General features: G+C 69.7%; 17 protein-coding genes. 13 read left to right on the forward strand and 4 right to left on the reverse strand.

What is annotated here, in order from left to right; all coding sequences use genetic code 11:
- Positions 1-69: 69 nt before the first annotated feature.
- Entirely contained in the window at positions 70-1,416 is a 1,347-nt protein-coding gene (locus tag D7D52_RS17380; RefSeq protein ID WP_120737761.1) for a family 1 glycosylhydrolase, read from the forward strand.
- An 18-nt stretch (positions 1,417-1,434) separates the two neighbouring features.
- Here the strand turns inward: D7D52_RS17380 and D7D52_RS17385 are convergent, their stop codons facing one another.
- Positions 1,435-2,112: a MerR family transcriptional regulator gene (locus D7D52_RS17385; RefSeq protein WP_120737763.1), complete on the reverse strand. Its 678-nt coding sequence runs from the start codon at positions 2,110-2,112 to the stop codon at positions 1,435-1,437.
- A gap of 101 nt (positions 2,113-2,213) precedes the next feature.
- Between D7D52_RS17385 and D7D52_RS17390 the strand changes: the two genes are divergently transcribed.
- The gene (locus D7D52_RS17390) at positions 2,214-3,944 is read left to right on the forward strand and encodes a GMC oxidoreductase (protein WP_120737765.1); all 1,731 of its coding nucleotides are present in this window, start codon (positions 2,214-2,216) and stop codon (positions 3,942-3,944) included.
- A gap of 4 nt (positions 3,945-3,948) precedes the next feature.
- Here D7D52_RS17390 and D7D52_RS17395 read toward each other — a convergent pair whose 3' ends face one another.
- Positions 3,949-4,422, reverse strand: a complete 474-nt coding sequence (locus D7D52_RS17395; RefSeq protein WP_120737767.1) for an HAD family hydrolase — start codon at positions 4,420-4,422, stop codon at positions 3,949-3,951.
- A gap of 195 nt (positions 4,423-4,617) precedes the next feature.
- On the opposite strand from D7D52_RS17395, the gene D7D52_RS17400 reads away from it, so the two are divergent.
- From D7D52_RS17400 to D7D52_RS17420, 5 genes are all read left to right on the forward strand, one after another.
- Positions 4,618-5,202, forward strand: coding sequence for a DUF2599 domain-containing protein (locus tag D7D52_RS17400; protein WP_246023913.1), 585 nt, complete (start codon positions 4,618-4,620; stop codon positions 5,200-5,202).
- Between the two features lie 142 nt (positions 5,203-5,344).
- Positions 5,345-6,616, forward strand: coding sequence for an aminotransferase class V-fold PLP-dependent enzyme (locus tag D7D52_RS17405; RefSeq protein ID WP_120737771.1), 1,272 nt, complete (start codon positions 5,345-5,347; stop codon positions 6,614-6,616).
- Positions 6,613-7,863: a heavy-metal-associated domain-containing protein gene (locus D7D52_RS17410; protein ID WP_120737773.1), complete on the forward strand. Its 1,251-nt coding sequence runs from the start codon at positions 6,613-6,615 to the stop codon at positions 7,861-7,863. The genes D7D52_RS17405 and D7D52_RS17410 overlap by 4 nt, the downstream gene beginning before the upstream one ends.
- Positions 7,860-9,293: a type III PLP-dependent enzyme domain-containing protein gene (locus tag D7D52_RS17415; protein ID WP_120737775.1), complete on the forward strand. Its 1,434-nt coding sequence runs from the start codon at positions 7,860-7,862 to the stop codon at positions 9,291-9,293. The genes D7D52_RS17410 and D7D52_RS17415 overlap by 4 nt, the downstream gene beginning before the upstream one ends.
- Positions 9,293-10,618: a pyridoxal-phosphate dependent enzyme gene (locus D7D52_RS17420; RefSeq protein ID WP_120737777.1), complete on the forward strand. Its 1,326-nt coding sequence runs from the start codon at positions 9,293-9,295 to the stop codon at positions 10,616-10,618. Before D7D52_RS17415 ends, D7D52_RS17420 begins: the two co-directional genes overlap by 1 nt.
- Before the next feature lie 18 nt (positions 10,619-10,636).
- On the opposite strand, the gene D7D52_RS17425 is transcribed toward D7D52_RS17420, so the two are convergent.
- Positions 10,637-10,828, reverse strand: coding sequence for an SGNH/GDSL hydrolase family protein (locus D7D52_RS17425; RefSeq protein ID WP_187703167.1), 192 nt, complete (start codon positions 10,826-10,828; stop codon positions 10,637-10,639).
- 226 nt (positions 10,829-11,054) lie between these two features.
- Between D7D52_RS17425 and D7D52_RS17430 the strand changes: the two genes are divergently transcribed.
- From D7D52_RS17430 to D7D52_RS17445, 4 genes are all read left to right on the forward strand, one after another.
- Complete coding sequence (locus D7D52_RS17430) at positions 11,055-11,258, forward strand: hypothetical protein (protein WP_120737779.1); 204 nt, start codon at positions 11,055-11,057, stop codon at positions 11,256-11,258.
- 87 nt (positions 11,259-11,345) lie between these two features.
- Positions 11,346-13,214: a Na+/H+ antiporter gene (locus D7D52_RS17435; protein WP_120737780.1), complete on the forward strand. Its 1,869-nt coding sequence runs from the start codon at positions 11,346-11,348 to the stop codon at positions 13,212-13,214.
- 63 nt (positions 13,215-13,277) lie between these two features.
- Entirely contained in the window at positions 13,278-13,742 is a 465-nt protein-coding gene (locus tag D7D52_RS17440; protein WP_120737783.1) for a hypothetical protein, read from the forward strand.
- Positions 13,739-14,053, forward strand: a complete 315-nt coding sequence (locus D7D52_RS17445) for a transcriptional regulator (RefSeq protein ID WP_120744189.1) — start codon at positions 13,739-13,741, stop codon at positions 14,051-14,053. Before D7D52_RS17440 ends, D7D52_RS17445 begins: the two co-directional genes overlap by 4 nt.
- 43 nt (positions 14,054-14,096) lie before the next feature.
- Here D7D52_RS17445 and D7D52_RS17450 read toward each other — a convergent pair whose 3' ends face one another.
- Positions 14,097-14,537, reverse strand: coding sequence for a hypothetical protein (locus tag D7D52_RS17450; RefSeq protein ID WP_162958378.1), 441 nt, complete (start codon positions 14,535-14,537; stop codon positions 14,097-14,099).
- 555 nt (positions 14,538-15,092) lie between these two features.
- On the opposite strand from D7D52_RS17450, the gene D7D52_RS17455 reads away from it, so the two are divergent.
- On the forward strand, positions 15,093-15,491 hold the full coding sequence (locus D7D52_RS17455; protein ID WP_120737787.1) for a hypothetical protein: 399 nt from the start codon (positions 15,093-15,095) through the stop codon (positions 15,489-15,491).
- Between the two features lie 88 nt (positions 15,492-15,579).
- Positions 15,580-16,206 (forward strand): TetR/AcrR family transcriptional regulator, encoded by a 627-nt coding sequence (locus D7D52_RS17460; protein WP_120737789.1) that lies wholly within the window; start codon positions 15,580-15,582, stop codon positions 16,204-16,206.
- The last annotated feature ends 4 nt before the right edge of the window (positions 16,207-16,210 follow it).

Here is a 16,210-nt window from a genome sequence, read left to right on the forward strand (position 1 = left end):
ATTCAGTTAACTGACAGCTACGCTCCGAATCGGGACATTCCGACCACCCGTCCCGGAGGAGGAGCCCCGATGCGCCGACGCTTGCACGCCCTCGTCCTGGCCGGGCTCGCCGCCGCCGCGACCCTGCTGCCGGTCGGCGTCGCACACGCCACCCCCGCCACCCCGCCCGCACCCCGCGCGCACGGCGGCCTGGGCAGCGACTTCCTGTGGGGCGTGGCGGCCTCGGGATTCCAGTCCGAGGGCCACGCGCCCGACAGCAACTGGATGCACTACATCGACGCCAACGCCGGGTGGGATCGCTACCGCAACTCCATCGACTTCCGCTCCCGCTATCAGACCGACATCGCCCTGGCCGCGAGCCTGGGGGTGAAGGTGTTTCGCATCGGGATCGAATGGGCGCGACTGCAACCCGAACCGGGGGTGTGGGACGAGGACGGCTTCGCCTTCTACGACCGGGTCGTCGACGACATCGTGGCCAACGGCATGGAGCCCATGCTGACCCTGGACCACTGGGTGTATCCCGGCTGGGAGGCCGAGCGCGGCGGCTGGCGCAATCCGGGCATGGTGGAGGACTGGCTGGCCAACGCGCGCAAGGTCGTCGACCGCTACACCTCGCGAAACCCGGTGTGGGTCACGGTCAACGAGCCGGTCGCCTACGTCATGCACGAGGTGCGCCAGAACGACACCGACGCCGATCAGATGCTCGACAAGGTCGCGCAGGTGCACAACCAGATCTACGACTACATCCACCAGGTGCAGCCCAAAGCGCTGGTCACCAGCAATGTCGGGTATGTGGCGGGAGCGGAATCTCAGGTCAACGGTCCGCTGATGGACCGCATCGGCGACAAGCTCGATTTCGTCGGCGTCGACTACTACTTCGCCTACGATCCGCCGAAGTCGAATGCGGTCAACCTGCCCGACGGCGCGGCCGCGCCCCCGGCGGGCATGTGGGAGCTGCCGATCCGCCCCGAGGGCATCTACTATGCGCTGCAACACTATTCGCAGAAGTTCCCCGGCAAGCCGCTGTGGGTGGTGGAGAACGGGATGCCCACCGAGAACGGCAAACCCCGCGCCGACGGCTACACCCGCTCCGATCACCTGCGCGACACCGTCTACTGGCTGACCCGCGCCAAGGCCGACGGCATGAACATCGTCGGCTACAACTACTGGTCGCTGACCGACAACTACGAGTGGGGCTCCTACACACCGCGTTTCGGCCTCTACACCGTCGACGCGCTCACCGACCCCAACCTCACGCGCAAACCCACCGACGCCGTCGACACCTACCGCCAGATCATCACCACCGGCGGCGTCCCCACCGCCTACGAACCCGTCCGCTTCCCCTCCGACTGCCACCTGGTCGACCCGCCCGCCAGCTGCGACTCCCCCGTCACCATCCCCACCCCCGCCCCGTGACCGGTGCGGGCCGCCGGCTCAGCTGTCTTGTTCGCGGACCGCGCGTTCGATCTCCTCGACCAGGGTGGCGCCGCCGACCTCGTGGGCGGCGGCGCGGAAGCGATCGCGGAAGCGGTCGAGGTCGGGGCGGATGCCCTCGCCGGTGTATTCCGCGCCCGAGGCTTCGCGGATGACGCGGACCATCTCGTCGGCGAGGTCGGCGATATGGCTGCGAATCAGCTTGCGCAGCACGCCCGACAGGGCGATGTCGGTGCCGACGTCGTAGAGGATCAGCGCGCCCGACAGCATCGCCGGCTCGGGCACCCGCCAGCGGTCGCCGCAGCGTTCGAGGTAGCCGGCGGCGCGCAGATCCTCGAGGATTTCCGGGCGGCGATCGCCGAGCAGTTCGGTCAGGCCGTCGTCGTCGAGCAGGGGGCGGGTCTCGGGGTCGCCGCTGTAGCGGGGGTCGAACACTTCGCGCCAGTCGCCGTCGGCGGGCACCTCGGCCTCGAAGACCTCGCGGATGGCGTCCAGGCGCAGTCCGCGCGCCTGCATGGCGGTGATGGCGCGCAGCCGCTCGAGGTGTTCGGGACCGTAGACCGCTTCCTTGCCGGCGCGCCCGGGCCGGGGCAGCACACCCACCGAGTGGTAGTAGCGGATGGTGCGGGCGGCGACGCCGCTGAGTTCGGCGAGCTGCAGGCGGCTGAAACGGTCCACGCGAACAGCATAGAGTCCGCTATCGGCGTACGTTGACAGTGGCAACTGTCGGCGTTAGCGTAACCGCCGCCACACTGTCGACGACGACACAGGGAGAATCCATGACCCAACGCGACACCGATTTCGACGTGCTCATCGTCGGGTCCGGATTCGGCGGCAGTGTCAGCGCGCTGCGGCTGACCGAGAAGGGTTACCGCGTCGGGGTCCTCGAGGCCGGCCAACGCTACGCCGACGACGAACTGCCCACGACCAGTTGGGATCTCAAGAAGTTCCTGTGGGCGCCCAAGCTGGGCTGCTACGGCATCCAGCGCATCCATCCGCTGCGCGACGTGCTGATCCTCGCGGGCGCGGGCGTGGGCGGTGGTTCGCTCAATTACGCCAATACGCTCTATGTTCCGCCCGCCCCGTTCTTCGCCGACCCGCAGTGGCGCGACATCACCGACTGGCACGACGAGCTGATGCCCTATTACACGCAGGCCCGCAAGATGCTGGGTGTGGTCACCAACCCGCACCTGACCCCGGCCGACGAGGTCTTCAAACAGGTCGCCGACGACCTGGGGGTGGGCGACACCTTCGTGCAGACCCCGGTCGGCGTGTTCTTCGGCGAGGCGGGCAAGACCGTGGACGACCCGTACTTCGGTGGGGTGGGCCCGCGGCGCACCGGCTGCATCGAATGCGGCGAGTGCATGACCGGCTGCCGCCACAACGCCAAGAACACCCTGGTCAAGAACTATCTGTATCTGGCCGAAGCCGGTGGCGCGCAAGTGTTCCCGATGACCACGGTGACCGCGGTGCGTCCGCTCGAGGACGATTCGTGGCAGGTGGAGACCGTGCGCACCGGCGCCTGGGTGCGCAAGCAGCCGAAGACCTACACCGCCAAGCACGTGGTGCTGGCCGCGGGCACCCGCGGCACCCAGCAGCTGTTGTTCGCCATGCGCGACAAGGGCGTGCTGCCCAAGCTGTCGCCGCGGCTGGGGGTGCTGACCCGCACGAATTCGGAGTCCATCGTGGGCGCGGCCACCCGCACGGTGAACCCGGAACGCGATTTCACCCGCGGTGTCGCGATCACCTCCTCGATCCACCCCACCCCCGACACCCATATCGAGCCGGTCCGCTACGGCAAGGGCTCCAACTCGATGGGGCTGTTGCAGACGCTCATGGTCGACGGCGGCGGCAGGATTCCGCGCTGGCTGCGGTTCCTGTGGACGGTGCTGCTGCATCCGCTGACGCTGTTGCAGTTCATGTCGGTCAAGAACTGGAGCGAGCGCACCATCATCTGCCTGGTGATGCAGCATCTGGACAATTCGATCACCACCTACACCAAGCGCGGACTGTTCGGCCGCAAGCTGACCTCCAAACAGGGCCACGGCCAACCGAATCCGACCTGGATCCCGGCGGGCAACCAGGTCACCCGCGCGGTGGCCGACACCATCGGCGGCGTGGCCGGCGGCTCCTGGGGCGAGGTGTTCAACATCCCGCTGACCGCGCACTTTTTGGGCGGCGCGGCGATCGGGGCGGATGCCGAGCACGGTGTCATCGACGCCTACCACCGCGTCTACGGGTATCCGACGATGAGCGTGGTCGACGGTGCGGCGGTGTCGGCGAACCTGGGCGTCAACCCGTCGCTGACCATCACCGCGCAGGCCGAGCGCGCCGCGGCGCTGTGGCCCAACAAGGGCGAACTCGACACCCGCCCGCCCCAGGACGCCGGCTACACGCGCATTGCCCCCGTGGCGCCCGCGCGGCCGATGGTCCCCGCCGGCGCGCCCGCGGCGCTGGTGCTGCCGATCGTCGAAATCCGCGGCGGCGACGCGCAATCCACCCCCGCCTGAGCCCTCAGCGGGCGTGGACCTGCGCCATCGGGGAGGTGGGCGGCGGCACGTCGCCCACCGGGGCACGGAATTCCTGCAGCGCGGCAAGCACATCCACGTGGCGGGCGGCGTAGCAGCGCACCTGCGGCAGCGCGTGGGCGACCTCGCTGCGCTCGAGGGGTTCGGCGTCGATGTAGCCGACCTGGTCGAGATCGACGCCGAGGGTTTCGGCGATGCGGCTGATGGCCGCGGACTTGCGGCCCCAGCCGACCTCGACGGCGGCGAAGCGTTCGGCCACGCCGTGGCGGCGCAATTGCGCGACCGTCCAGGCCCATTCACCGCGCGAGGCGATGGCGTGCATGACGCCGCGCTCGGCGAGAATGCGCAGCGAGCGCGCGGCGTCGGCGCGCAGCGCACCGGCACTGGAATCGCAGACCACCCCGTCCCACAGGGTGTTGTCGCACTCCCACACAAGCAGTTTCACGTTCGCGGCGTTCATCGGGCCCCTACCAGTCAGCAACCATCCGGTACCAAGGGTGCCGGACGGTCCCCTCTTTCACGAACCGCCCTGCGCGTGCCATCGTAGGGGCTGTCTGGGCCAATGCACCAGCGCGGGCGAACTCGGAACTCCGAAGTTCCCATTACCCAGCGGGTTCGGTGGGCGCGCGATCGCCGCTGGTAGCGTCGGATCCCGGTGGCAACGATCGGACGGGAAGGGGCACGGCCCATGCGGCGGCGCTGGATACTGGCGGGTAGCCCGCCCGCGCTCGCCCTCGCACTGGTACTAACCGGTTGCGGGGCGGCCGAGGAGTCCGCGCCGGTGGTGGTGAGTTCGCTGACCCTGGCCCCGCAACCCGCCCCCGCCGCCGCCTCGGCCACCGGCAGCCCGGCCCCCGCGCCGGCGCCTACCGGGTCGGCCGCGCCGATCGCCGGCCCCTCGCCGAGCGTGCCGACCGTCGACCCGTATCCGGATCAGCCGCTGATCGATCACACCGAATGGACCGACGAGATCGACGGCCGCCGCTTGCACGTCTACCCCACCGAAGCCGGCCGCAAGGACACCTTCCCCGCCGCCCTCGACCGCGCCTGGCAGGAGGTCCGCGCCGACGCCCCCGACGCCGACACCCCCGGCATGTTCGATCAGTTCCGCTGCCATTGGGAGTGGGCGCGCGTGGTGGCCCCGGACAAGCCGAGCTGGAATCTGGAACCGTGGCGGCCCGCGGTCGGCTACGACGCGACGGTCAGCGCCCTGTGCAATCCCGGCGGCCCCGAACGCTGAGGCGCGCCGCCGGGGTTTCGCGGGCGCGGTAACGAAGGGGTACCGGCGAAAGCGGTTGTCCGCGAGAACCTTCGAGCCCGCTCGCATTTGTGCGTATCGTTGGTGAGGTCCAGCGCGAACTCCTGCCGGAGGGAGGGCACCGGTGCGCGCCTCCGCACCCGCGTCCAGCGCCGCCGGGTCCCGTGCCCGTACGCCGGCGCTCGCTGCTGTGCGCGAAATCTTTCCCGCCCTCGACACCGGCGAGGTGTATCTGGATTCCGCCTCCACCACGCAGAAGCCGCGCGCGGTGATCGAGGCGGTGCACCGTTATCACAGCGCGCACACCGCCAATGCCGGACGCGGCACCTATCCGTGGGCCTCGAGCCTGACCCAGCGCATCGAGCAGGTGCGTGCGGCGATGGCCGAATTCATCGGGGCCGCACCCGATGAGGTGGTGTTCACCGGCGGCGCCACCGCCGGGCTCAATGCGGTGGCGCTGTCGTGGGCGCTGACGAATCTGGCCGACGGCGACGAAATCCTCTACAGCCCACGCGATCACGCCTCCAACATCTATCCCTGGCAGCAGCTGCGCCGGCTGCTGGCCGGATTCGGGCGGCGCATCACGCTGGTGCCGTACCGGGTGACCGCGCTGGGCGAGGCCGACCTGGAGGATGTGGCCGCGCGCCTGAGTGGGCGCACCCGGTTGATCGCGGTGTCGCATCTGCATCACGTGTTCGGGGCGCTGACCACGCTCGAGGAATTGCGCGGGCACATCGACGCGGAGGTCGCGCTGTGTTTCGACTGCAGCCAGTCCGGCGGGCATCTGCCGGTGCGCGTCGCGGAGCTGGACGCGGATTTCGCGGTGTTCTCCGCGCACAAGATGTTCGGCGCGCCCGGGCTCGGGGTGCTCTACTGCCGCCGGCGCCGCCACGCGGAGCTGATGCCGTTTCTGCCGGGCGGCAATTCGGCGGTGTCACTGGATGATTCGGGACTGCGCGCGGGCCCGATGCCGCAGCTGCTCGAGGGCGGCACCCACAATATCGCGGGCATCCTGGCATTGGGCGCGGCGTTGGGCGTGCTCGACGACCTCGGCCTCGAGGCGGTCGCCGCCCACAATCGCGCGCTCACCCAGCGGCTGATCGCGGGGCTGCGCCGCATCGCCGGGGTCGAATTCCTGCCCGGCCCCGCCTACGCGCCGTGCGAAACCGGTTACGGCATCGTGTCGTTCACCCTGGCTGGGATCACCGCCACCGATCTGGGGTTCGTGCTGGCCGAACTGGGTTTCCTGGTCCGCACCGGCGCGCACTGTGTGCCCGCCGGTCAGCGGCCCGGTGACGAGGATTCGGTGCGGGTGTCGACCCACGTCTACAACACCGTCGAGGAGATCGACCGGTTCACCGAGTGTGTCGCCACGATTGCCGAGGAGGTCTCTTGACCACACCCGAACCCCGTTACGACCGCCGCGCCGCGTCCCGGGTCCTGGCGGCGCTGGCCCGCCCCGGGCTGGGCGCCCCGGCGGTGCTGCCGCCGCCGCGGCGGCTCGAATACACCTGCGCGGCACTGACACCCGAGCCCGGCTCGCATCTGACCATGTCGCAGCGGCTGTATCTGGAACGGTTCATGCGGCCCTGCCGCGCCGACCAGGTCACCAGCGCCACCCACCGCATCGCCTGGACCGACAGCGACGGCATCCCCAATACCGGGCACTTCCGCGCCGGCGGGCTGGGCCCGATCGTACCGATCGCCATGCGCGAGACGGTGCTGGTGCTGTGGCATGCGCTGCGGGCCGATACCGCGCTCGCGCAGCGCATGTCGGCGTTGAGCCCGCGCGAGAAGGCGGTGCTGGCGGGCACCACCACCGATCACGAACCGTTGGAGATCTTCCGGGTCGGCATCGAGGCGGCCGGGCGCGCGCTGGCCCAGCACGCGCTGCTGGCGCGCGAGACGCCGTATCGGACCCCGGCCGAATTCGCGGCCGGGATCAAGGATTCGGGCATCTACGCGGCGGTGGCGACCCGCTGGTTCTGGGAGCTGCAAGCCTCGAGTTACCGGCGCGGCATGATCGCGGTCACCCTCACCACCCAACCCGATGGGACGGTGCGATATTCGGCCGAGACGGTGGCGACGCTGCGCGCGATGAAGGATATGACCATCGAGGACGCGCACCGGGTGATGCGCCGCGCCACCCACGTCGAGGGGTTGAGCGTGGCCGAGGCGATCGCGAAGTATCACGAGGAACTCGATGTGATCTCGCGCCAGTACGCGCTGCTGGCGCCGGGCACCCGCCCGGCGTGCCTGGCCGCCATGCCGCATCAGCTCGACGGCGAGCACTACAGCATTCTGCCGGTGGTCATCGACAAGTTCACCGAGGTGTTCGTGCAGCTGGTGGAGCGGGTCACCGTCGCGGAGGCGGCGGCCGAAACCGGTTCGGAGACCGCGGAACTCGGCAGCGAGGATCGGGTGTTCTATGTGCCCGACATGACCTGCAAGCATTGCATCCGCACCGTGAGCGGGGTGCTGGAGTCGATGAGCATCGGGGTGGCCGATATCGATCTGCTCAGCAAGCGGGTGGTCGCGGAGTTCCGCAGCCCCCGCAACCGCCATCGCGCCTTCGAGGCGTTGCGCGACAGCGGCTACAACCCGACCCTGAGTACGCCCGCGCCCAGCGAATCCGCGGTATGACCGCTGCCGTATCGCCGGGACTCCCGGCGAAGATGCATGCGCTGGTGGCGGAGTTCGTGGCGACACCGGGCGCGGTCGAGGCGGCGGTGGCCGAGTTCGGGTCACCGGCGCATCTGGTGTTTCCGCAGGTGTTCGCCGAGAACCTGGCGCGGCTGCGCGGGCAGCTGGCGGCGCGGGTGGCGGAGTTTCGGATCTGCTACGCGCACAAGGTGAATCAGTCGCGGGCGTTCGTGGTCGCCGCGCACGCGGCGGGGGTCGGCATCGACGTCGCCTCGCGCGCCGAGCTCGACAGCGCGACCGCGGCGGGCTTCACCCCCGACCGCATCGAGGTGACCGGCCCCAAGGGTGAGGCGCTGCTGCGGGAGCTGGTGGGCACGGGCGTCACGATCAATGTCGACAATCTGTGGGAGCTCGAACGTGTTGCGGCCCTGGCCCCACCGGGGCGGCCGGTGCCGGTGCTGGTACGCGTCAGCGGTTTCGCCGGGACCCCGGTCAGCCGGTTCGGGGTGCCGCTGCACCGGGTGGACGCGGCGCTCACGCTGCTGGCAGGGGCGCGGGAGCGAATCGATTTCCGCGGGTTCGCCTTTCACCTGGACTCCGGGGAGCCTGCCGAGCGGGTGCGCGCGGTGGAGAGCTGCCTGGTGTTGACCGAGCGCGCCTACGCGGCAGGCCTGTCGCCGTCGGTGCTCAACATCGGAGGTGGATTCCGGCAGGTTTTCACCGCCGACGCCACGGCATTCGATGCGTATGTGCACGCGCTGCGGGAATCGCTGCTGGGTCGCGGAGAGCCGATGACCTGGGGCGGAAACACTTTCGGGTTCCAGCTCGAGAACGGCGCCGTGCACGGGACACCGGTTTTCCACAAATACGCCAACACTGTGGATGCCGAGCGGATGCTGGCCGAGCTGCTCGACACCGGGCTGGACTCGCACGGCGGGCGCGCTCTGGCGCAGGTGGCGTCGGAGAACCTGCTGCAGGTGTGGCTCGAGCCGGGCAAGGCGCTGGTCGACCATGCCGGAATCACCGTGGCGCGGGTGGAATTCGTCAAGGAGACCGCCGACGGGTCGACGGTGGTGAACGTGGATCTCAGCCGCGACACCGTCACCCCGGCCGATCAGGAGGTGATGGTGGATCCGATCCTGGTGCCCGCCGCCGCCCCGGTAGCGGGCGCGAATCGCGGTGCGGTGGGGGTGTTTGTGGCCGGGCGGCTGTGCCTGGAACGCGATCTGATCACCAATCACAAGGTGTGGCTGCCGCGCTGTCCGGTACCCGGGGATCTCATCGTGTTCCCCAATACCGGCGCCTACCACATGGATTTGTCGGCAGCGCGCGCATCGATGCACGCACTGCCGCCGAAAGTGGCGGTGACACAACGGTCGGGGACGTTTCGGGTGTGCCGCGATGGCGACTATCGGCACGAGGTGGCTTGATGCGCTACGACCACATCACCGAATTGATCGGCAACACACCGCTGTTGCGGCTGGATCCGGCCGTGCACGGGCTGCCGCATGTCGAGTTGTACGCGAAACTCGAGTTCTACAACCCGTTCGGGTCGGTCAAGGACCGGGTCGCGTGGGGCATGATCCGCGACGATCTCGACGACATCGTGGCGGGCAAGAAAACCCTCATCGAAGCCTCCAGCGGCAATACCGCCAAGGCGTTGCGGATTCTGGCGGCCATGCACGGCCTCGGGCTCCGCGCGGTCACCAATCGGATCAAGGTCGCCGAGGTGCGGGAGTTGTTGCAGCTGTTGGGCACCGAGATCGAGGAATTGCCGGGGCTGTCGGAGTGCCCGGATCCGACGGCGCCCAATGACGTGTACTCGGTCATCGAAGCGACCATGGCGCGCGCGCCGGGCGCGTGGTATCACCCGTCGCAGTACACCAGCGAAAAGAATATCGAGGCCCATCATCACGGGACGGGCCGCGAAATTCACGAGGATCTCGCGCGCGACGGGATCACCCGGGTGGATTATCTGCTCGGCGGGCTGGGCACCACCGGGTCCACCCGGGGCACGGCGACGTTTCTGCGCAAACACAATCCGGAGTTGAAGACCATCGCGGTGGTCTCCGAGCGCGGCGATTTCATTCCCGGGATTCGCTCGGAAACCGAGATGTGGGATGTGGGGTTGTTCCAGCCGGAGTTCTACGACCGGATCGTGGCGATCGAGGCGGGCGCGGCGGTCGATGCGACGCTGGCGCTGGCGTCCGGCCACGGGGTGCTGGGCGGCCCGACCAGCGGCGCGACCTACGCCGCAGCGCTGGAGTTCCTGAAAACGCTCGCGCCGCAACCGGATCCGGTGGTGGCGGTGTTCATCGTGTGCGACCGGCTCGAACCGTATCTGTCGTATGTGCGCAAGCGGCGCCCGGAGCTGTTCGGCAAACCCGGTCGCGCGCACCCGCCGTCGGCCGCGGAGCTGGCCGCGACCCCGACCCTGTCGCCGGAGGCGCTCGCGGCGCTCGACGAGCGGGCCCGCCCGACGATCGTGGACACCCGGGGCGCGATGGCGTATCGGATCGGGCATGTGCCGGGCGCGTTGAACATTCGCGACGATCAGCTCGAGGACATGCTCGCGCAGGGGGTGCCGTTCTCGCGGTCGCGGCCGGTGGTGTTCGTGTGCCCGGTGGGTGAGGTGTCGCTGCGGTTCGCGGCTTTGGCGCGCCGGCACGGGTTCGAGTCGTTCAGCCTCGCCGGCGGTGTCACGGCCTGGCGGGATGCGGGCCGGCCCTTGGAATCCGCGCCGCGCCCGAGTTGAGCGCGGCCACGCCCGCGCTCAGGCGCAGCCGTGCAGGGCGGTGAGGTCGACGGCGTCGGCCATGGCGCGATAGCCGGCGGGATTGGGGTGCAGGTTGTCGGGTCCGGCCAGGCGCGGGTCCAACGTGGCGGGGTCGGCGGGGTTGCGGACGGCGGCGGCGTCGAAATGTTCGGTGGGCAGCAGCGCGGCGGCGGGCAGGTGGACACTCACCGCGATCGGCTGCCAGGCCCGCACCGACGGTTGACCCGACCGCCGTGGTGGACAGGTTGACGCGGCCGGCGCGCGGGTAAACCGGGAACGCGAATATCGTTGCCGCACGCGGAGGTTGCCGCCGACTCGGCAGCCGCGGCCCCGACACGCTAAGGTCCCCTGGGTCGAGTTCAGTAGCCGGGCAGGGAGTTTCATCATCAGCGTCGAGCCAACCGCGGGTCTGCCCGTGGGCCTGCACATCACACGGACCATCTGCAATGCCGTCACCGGCCTGTGCTTCGGGGCGGGGGTGGTCGCCATCCTCGCCGGCGCCTACACCGGCGCGGGCACGGACTGGAATCTGATCGGGGTCGGGCTGTGGGTGCTCGCGCTGATCGCGCGCATCGCGGTGTTCGCCATCTCGCGCTCGCAGGGCGGGCACGCCGAATAGCGGCGGCGTTGCGGCGATCACCGCGGGTCAAGGGCGCGCGGGTGTGCCGGTGCCGGGATCGGGGCGCGCGGCTGGCAGGATATTCGCGTGGAGTGGGCGTTCGGACTCGTCGTGCTGGTGTCGGTGGCGGTCGCCTTGGCGGCCGGTGCGCGGCGGTTGGGGTTGGGTGAGCCGTTCGTGCTGACGGTGGCCGGGGTGGTCGCCTCGTATCTGCCGTTCGTGCCGGAGTTCGACATCGAACCCGAACTGGTGTTGCTGGGATTGCTGCCGCCGCTGCTGTACACGACCGCGATCCGCACCTCGCTCATCGACTTCCGGCCCAAGAAGGTCTCCATCACGCTGCTGTCGGTGGGGTTGGTGTTGTTCACCGCGTTCGCGGTGGGCGGAGTGGTGTATTGGCTGCTGCCGGTGTCGTTCTCGGCGGCGGTGGCGATCGGGGCGATCGTGGCGCCGCCGGACGCGGTGGCGGCGACGGCGGTGGCGCGGCGGGTGGGGATGCCGCGGCGCATCGTGACCCTGCTCGAGGGCGAATCGCTGTTCAACGACGCCACCGCGCTGGTGACGCTGCGCACCGCGGTCGCCGCGATGGCCGGCAGCATCACGCTGTGGCAGGCGGGCGCGGATTTCCTGGGCGCGGCCGGGGGCGGGGCGCTGATCGGGGTGGTCGCGGCGATGATCCTGGCGTTTCTGCGCCGGCGCATCAGCGATCCGGTGCTCGACACCTCGGTGTCGCTGCTGGCGCCGTGGATCGCCTATCTGCCCGCCGAGGCCGTGCACGCCTCGGGGGTGATCGCGGTGGTGACCTGCGGGCTGATCCTCGGGCACGGGGCGCCGCAGTGGCAGAGCGCGGCCTCGCGCATCGCCGAGCACACCAATTGGCGCACCATCCAATTCCTGCTCGAGAGTGCGGTATTCCTGCTGATCGGGTTGCAGGTGCGGCATCTGGTGGAGGCGGCCTGGCACAGCGGGCTGCCGCATTCGACGCTGCTGCTGACGTGTGTGGCGGTGCTGGCGACGGTGATCGTGGTGCGCCCGATCTGGGTGTTCCCGGCGACTTATGCGGCCTGGCACATCGAAGGCAAACGCCAGGGCAAACCCAAACCGCACTGGACCGGGCCCGCGGTGGTCGGGTGGGCGGGGATGCGCGGGGTGGTGACGTTGGCGGCGGCGCTGCTGTTGCCCAGCGACACACCGGAATTGGCGATTCTGCAGTTGCTGGCGGTCGTGGTGGTGGGCGGAACGCTGCTGCTGCAAGGACTTTCGCTGCCCGCGCTGGTGCGGGTGCTGCGGTTGCGCGGCCCCAGTCAGGCCGAGGATCTGCTGCAGGAGGCCAATCTGCTGCAGCAGGCCACCAGCGCCGGGCTCGAGGCGCTGGAGGCCAACATCGCCCCCGAGACCCCGCCCGATGTCGTCGACGCCCTGCGCAACCGGGTGCTGTTGCGGGCGCAGTCGGCGTGGGAGCTGCTGGGCCGCTCCGAATCCCAGCGGGTGACCCCCAGCGGCGAATACCGCCGGCTGCGCCTGGCGATGCTGGCCGCCGAACGCGACACCGTGCTGCGCATCCGCGACGCCGGTCAGATCGATCAGGAAGTGCTGCAAGCGGTGATGGCCACCCTCGACATCGAGGAATCCACCATCGACCGCATCGCCGAAGCCGACGACGACGATGGGCTGCCCCTGTCGGTCCCGCTGCCCGCCGGCGCCTGCGAGCACCTGCGCGAAGCCCCCTGTGTGCGCACGCCCGACACCCCCGACGCCTGCGGCGAATGTCTCGACGAGGGTCTGGTCTGGGTCCATCTGCGCATGTGCCTGACCTGCGGCCACGTCGCCTGCTGCGACTCCTCCCCCGGCAACCACGCCACCAACCACTTCCACAGCACCGCCCATCCCGTGATGCGCTCGGTGGAACCCGGCGAATCCTGGCGCTGGTGCTACCTGGACGAGCTCCTCGGATAACGCTTGACTTTCCCGGCGGGAAAGTGGAATCTTACTTTCCAAGTAGGAAAGTCAGGAGGAGTCATGCGTGAAATCGATCCGGAACAGGCTCGGGCGGCCTTGGATGCGGCGGGGCGGGCGCGGCGGCAGGTGGCCGAGGAGGTCGGATTGCCGCGCGGGTATTGGTGGGCAATGGGTTGCGGGTGGGTGTTTTTGGGGGTGATCGGGCAGTTCGCGCCGGGCTGGGTGGTCGCGGTGGCGACGCTGGCGTTCGGGGCGGGGCATGCGACGGTGGCGTCGCGGTGGCTGGATGGGCGCCGCCGCACCGGGCAGGTGCGGGTGAGCGCGCAGGTGGCGGGGCGGCGCACGCCGCTGGTGGTGATCGGGATGCTGCTGGGGCTGGTCGCGCTGACGGTGGCGGCGGCGGTGGTGCTGGAGGCCGACGGCGCCGCGCACGCGCCGCTGTGGTCGGCGGTGCTGGTGGCCGCGATCATCGGCTTCGGCGGGCCGGAGATGTTGCGGGTGGGGCGGCGGTGGGTGCGCGCATGAGCGGGGCGCGCTTCGACGAGTTGATCCATCCCAGTACGCGATTGAATCTGGTGGCGACGCTGGCGGCGGCGGATTGGGCGGAGTTCGCGTTTCTCAAGGATCGGCTGAATCTGTCGGATTCGGCGCTGTCCAAACAGCTCGCGACGCTCGAGGAAGCCGGGTACGTGGCCACCGAGCGCCGCCTCGAGGGCAGCCGCCGCAAGGTGCGCGCCCGGCTGACCGCCGCGGGGCGCAGCGCCTTCGACGGGCACATCGCCGCCCTGCGCGAGATCGTCGCCGGCGCCAGCACCGCGGAGCCGCCCGGGCGGTGACGCGACCGCCGTCGCCGCGGCCCGAAAACCGATGGCCGAGCGCCTAATTCCGGTCGGCCATCGCGCGTGCGGCCCAGCGCACCGCGTAGCCGACCACGAAGCACGGCAGCGACAGCAGCACGAAAACCACTGCCGCGGCCACGAATCCGCCGGCGGTGCCGAGAATCCAGCCGGGCAGCGCCGGATCGCAGTGCGCCGACAGCCCCGGCACCGAGGTGCAGTCGTGCAGGGTACGCAGATCGCAATAGCGGGCCCACACCGCGATCGACACCCACAGCAGCGCCGCGATCACCGCGTTGAACGCATACCCGCAGCGCACCAGCTTGCGCACGAAGATCAATGCGCCCAGCTGGTCGGAGTACAGGCCGTCGGCGATGTCGTCGCTGACGCCCAGATGCCGCCCCCAGCCCGACGGTTCGAGGGTCTCGGGGACGGCCGGGGAGTCGGCGTAGAGGGTGCGGGCCATGAGCGCGGTCCTTCTCACCGCGAGCGATCCTGTGAGCCAGCATGATTCACGGTGGTGATCGGTACTGAAACGAGCACCGTCGATCATCGCAGTGCCGCCGGATTCGCGGAGGCTTTGCGCCGGAATCGTGGCCGATCACAACCGCCCGGCGAGGTCGGCGTCGCCGGGCGCGGGATCGGGACCGGCCCGGCGACGCCGGTTTTCGCGGCCCCCACGCAGGGGGGTGCACGCGGTGCGAGCCGCGGGGAAGCCGGCTCGCGTGCCCGGGGGCGGGGAGGCGTCTGCGCGTTTCGCCTCCTCGCGGATTCGGACAATCGGAACGGTAGCGACGCGTTAGCTGTCGCGCGAATCGAGCGCGTGAATTAGGGGATCGTTAGGGGCGGTGCGGTTTTCGCTCCCGCCGGCGGTGAACCGTCCGGTTGCGGGCGAGGGCAATCGGTGTCGGTGAGGCGGCGGCCGCGGAATCGAGTAGCCCGATACGCGCGTGTCGGGACCTCTGTCCGTCGACACTTCTGATATGCGCCAATGGCGTCGCACGATTTTGTTCACCCATCTCTGGGGAGATGATCGACGATGATTCGGTCACGCAAGTCGGCCCTCACCGCACTCACCACCTTCGCCGCCGCCGGTGCGGCACTCGTGCTGGCGGCACCGGATGCCGCCGCCTATGTCAGCGGCGTCTCGGTCGCCAGCGGGACGAGTATCGGCGGGGGCTATGGCACCAACTGCTCCTACACGGTCACCGTCAACGGCAGTCCCAACGAATACGTCTGGCTCTACGACAGCGCCTCGGCCACTTTCAACCCGCAGCAGTTGAGCCTGGGCAGCGGCGGCTCGGCCACCTCGAGCTGGACGCCGACCTCGACGGGTCAGCACTTCGTGCAGGCCTGGTCCTACAACGGCTCGCAGTGGGCGCAGGTGAGCGTCGGCACCGGCATCAATCTGGGCAGCGCCTGCCTGGTCACGGGCTGAGCTGCGCGCTGCTCCCACCCAGCGAGAACCGATCGGTCTGGTGCCGGGTGTGCCCGCACTCCCGGCGCCGGGCACTACTGTTGACCGGGTGCAGACCGAGCAACCGCCCTCCGACGCCGAACCTCGCATCTGGGGTGGCACGACACTGACCGAACGTCGTGAGGCGCGCCGCGGCGCGCTGCTCGAGGCCGCGCTGGATCTGATCGGCGAATCCGGGGCGGGCGCGGTCACCATGCGCGCGGTGTGCCGGCGCGCCAACCTCACCGACCGCTATTTCTACGAATCCTTCACCAGCCGAGACGAACTGCTCGATGTGCTCTACCGTCAGATCGCCGAGGAGTTCCTGGATCCGATGACCGCCTTCGCCGTGGCCGACGATCCGCATCGTGATCGGGCGCTGTCGCAAGCGTTGGTGGACAAGGTGCTCGAGGATCCGCGCAAGTCCCGACTGTTTCTGGTGGAGCCGTATTCCTCGACCGGACTGGGCCAGACCACCATCGCGGTCATGCCCGCCTTCACCCGCCTGATCCAGGATCATCTGTTCGCCCACATCGCCGACCCGGTGCAGCGGCGCCTGGCCGCGGTCACCATGGCCTCGGGCAACGCGGGCATGTTCTCGGCCTGGCTCAACGGCACCCTGCGCGCCACCCGCGAGCAGATCGTCGATCATCTGGTGGAGACCATCAACGCCTACCGCGGGGTGTATCGCGGCTGAACGG

The sequence above is a fragment of the Nocardia yunnanensis genome, assembly GCF_003626895.1.
In the GTDB taxonomy this organism is placed as follows: domain Bacteria; phylum Actinomycetota; class Actinomycetes; order Mycobacteriales; family Mycobacteriaceae; genus Nocardia; species Nocardia yunnanensis.